This is a genomic window from Hydrogenivirga sp. 128-5-R1-1 (genome assembly GCF_000171895.1).
Window position 1 is genome coordinate 1 of record NZ_ABHJ01000158.1, and the last position, 2,186, is coordinate 2,186.

Consider the following 2,186-nt stretch of genomic DNA (forward strand, 5'->3'; position numbering starts at 1 on the left):
AGTTTTGATTTTATTTCTTTATATGTAGGTTCTCTTCCAAGCTTTTCTTTTAATTCCAGATAAACTTTATCTATTCTTACTGCCATGTTTGATGTTCTGTGCGGTATGCGTATTAAATCTTTTTGCTGTTGTATCGTCTGAAAAATTGACTGTTTTATCCACCATATTGCGTAAGATATAAATCTCACTCCTCTATCTGGGTCAAATCTTTTTGCAGCTTCAATTAGACCAATATTTCCTGCTGAAATAAGTTCCTGAAAAGGTACTCCATATCCTATATAATTTTTTGCAACATTGATTACAAATCTTAAGTTGGCTTTTACAAGTTTATCAAGAGCCTGTTTATCTCCTTCCTTTATTTTTTTTGCAAGGTTTTTTTCTTCTTCTGGAGATATTAAAGGAATATCAGCAATTTGTTTAAGGTAATATGTAACTCCCTCTTCGTAGTTGTATTTTTTCATATTATAAACCTCGCTAAAGCTTACAAGTGTTATTTTAGCATATCACTGCTTTCTATTAATACCTTTATCGTTTTTATCTGTTTATTTTTGAGTATTTTTATTTTAATTTTTACTTTTGGCTTTAGTCTCTGAATTTCAAAAGCAAGGTTTTGAGGGTTTTTTACAGGTTTTCCATTTATTTCAAGTATTACATCTCCAACTTCTATACCAGACTTTTCTGCAGGAGAATTTTTGAATACTTTTATAACAACCACTCCATTTTTTATTCCTAATTTTTCCTTTGCTTTTTTGCTTAGAGACTGTACAAGAACACCCAGCCACCCTCTTCTTACTTTACCGTATTTTAATATTTCTTTATAAATATTTATTACAGTGTATATTGGAAGGGCGAATCCTATTCCTTGACCTGCATCTATAATTGCTGTGTTCATTCCTATAACATTTCCATTAATATCAAATAAAGGTCCTCCAGAGTTTCCGGGATTTATTGCAGCATCTGTTTGTATATAATCTTCATAAGGTGATAATCCTAAATTTCTGTGAAGTGCAGAAATAATACCAAAAGTGTATGTATGTCCAAGATTGTACGGGCTTCCTGCAGAAAGAACAAAATAACCTGCTTTCATTTTTGATAAGTTCCCAATTTTTATCGGGAGAACATTCTTTATACTTTTATCTAATTTTACTTTTAATACGGCAATATCGCTTTTGCTGTCGTACCCTATAACTTTAGCTTTTTTCTTTATTTCGTTAAAAAACTGAACATCAATATCTGTTGATTTCTCAAGAACATGCGCATTTGTAAGAATGTATACAAACTTTTTATCTTTATTTATTACAAATCCTGACCCCAGTGATTCACTTTCTCTATCAATAAAGTTGAGGTTTTTATTTTTATCTAAATGTGAAATTACAGTAACAAGAGAAGGTTTTGTTTTTTCAATTACAGAGGATATTCTTTCTTGAATTTTCATTATAGGATCTGGTTGAGTATTTGGAGGAGGTTCTTTTTCTTTCTGACAGGATAAAAAAATTATTAATATTAAAAATAATAATGTTTTTTTCATAAGACTCCTTATATAAAAGGCTAAAATGTATAATAATTATAACATTTGCTAAAGGTTAAGATTATGAATAAATTTGAACTTTTAAAAAAAGATTTCCTTGAAAATCTATCTAAAAATCAAAAAGAGCTTCTCCAAAAAATTTGTTTTTATTCTAACTGTTTATGTAATTTTCTTTTCAGAAATGAAAAATATCTTGATTATTTTTATGAAAATTTAGATAAACCTTTGTTAGGAAGGGAAAATCTGGTTAATGAAGCACTTAAACTTTTAGATTTAGAAAATGAAAATGAATTTGTTTTAAACCTTACCTGCTTTAAAATGAAGCATTTTGGAAGAATAGTTTCTAAAGATATTTACAGTAAACATCCTCTTCCTGAGCTTATGGAAGAGTACTCTTATTTAGCCGATGCAACCCTTGAAGCTGCTTTTAAAAGAGCATGGGAGACAGCAGAAAAAAGATACGGTAAACCTTTAGATGACAGTAATAATCCTGTAAAAGCAAGCGTAATAGGGCTTGGAAAACTTGGGGGGACTGAGCTTAACTATTATTCAGATATAGATATTATGTATATATACCAGTCTGAAGGAAGACTGAAAAGGGTTATACAAACAGAGAATTTTTTACTTACATGTTTACTAAAATGACACAGCTTCTAAC

General features: G+C 29.6%; 3 protein-coding genes. 1 reads left to right on the forward strand and 2 read right to left on the reverse strand.

Annotation, left to right across the window (positions count from 1 at the left end; genetic code table 11):
* A partial coding sequence (locus tag HG1285_RS03970) for a sigma-70 family RNA polymerase sigma factor (RefSeq protein WP_008288753.1) occupies nt 1-461 on the reverse strand: 461 nt, incomplete at its 3' end.
* Nucleotides 462-490: 29 nt separating this feature from the next.
* A complete protein-coding gene (locus HG1285_RS03965) occupies nt 491-1,528 on the reverse strand; it encodes a trypsin-like peptidase domain-containing protein (RefSeq protein WP_008288754.1) in 1,038 nt (345 codons plus the stop codon).
* A 63-nt stretch (nt 1,529-1,591) separates the two neighbouring features.
* Between HG1285_RS03965 and HG1285_RS03960 the strand changes: the two genes are divergently transcribed.
* On the forward strand, nt 1,592-2,173 hold the full coding sequence (locus tag HG1285_RS03960; protein ID WP_008288755.1) for a GlnE: 582 nt from the start codon (nt 1,592-1,594) through the stop codon (nt 2,171-2,173).
* Nucleotides 2,174-2,186 lie beyond the last annotated feature (13 nt).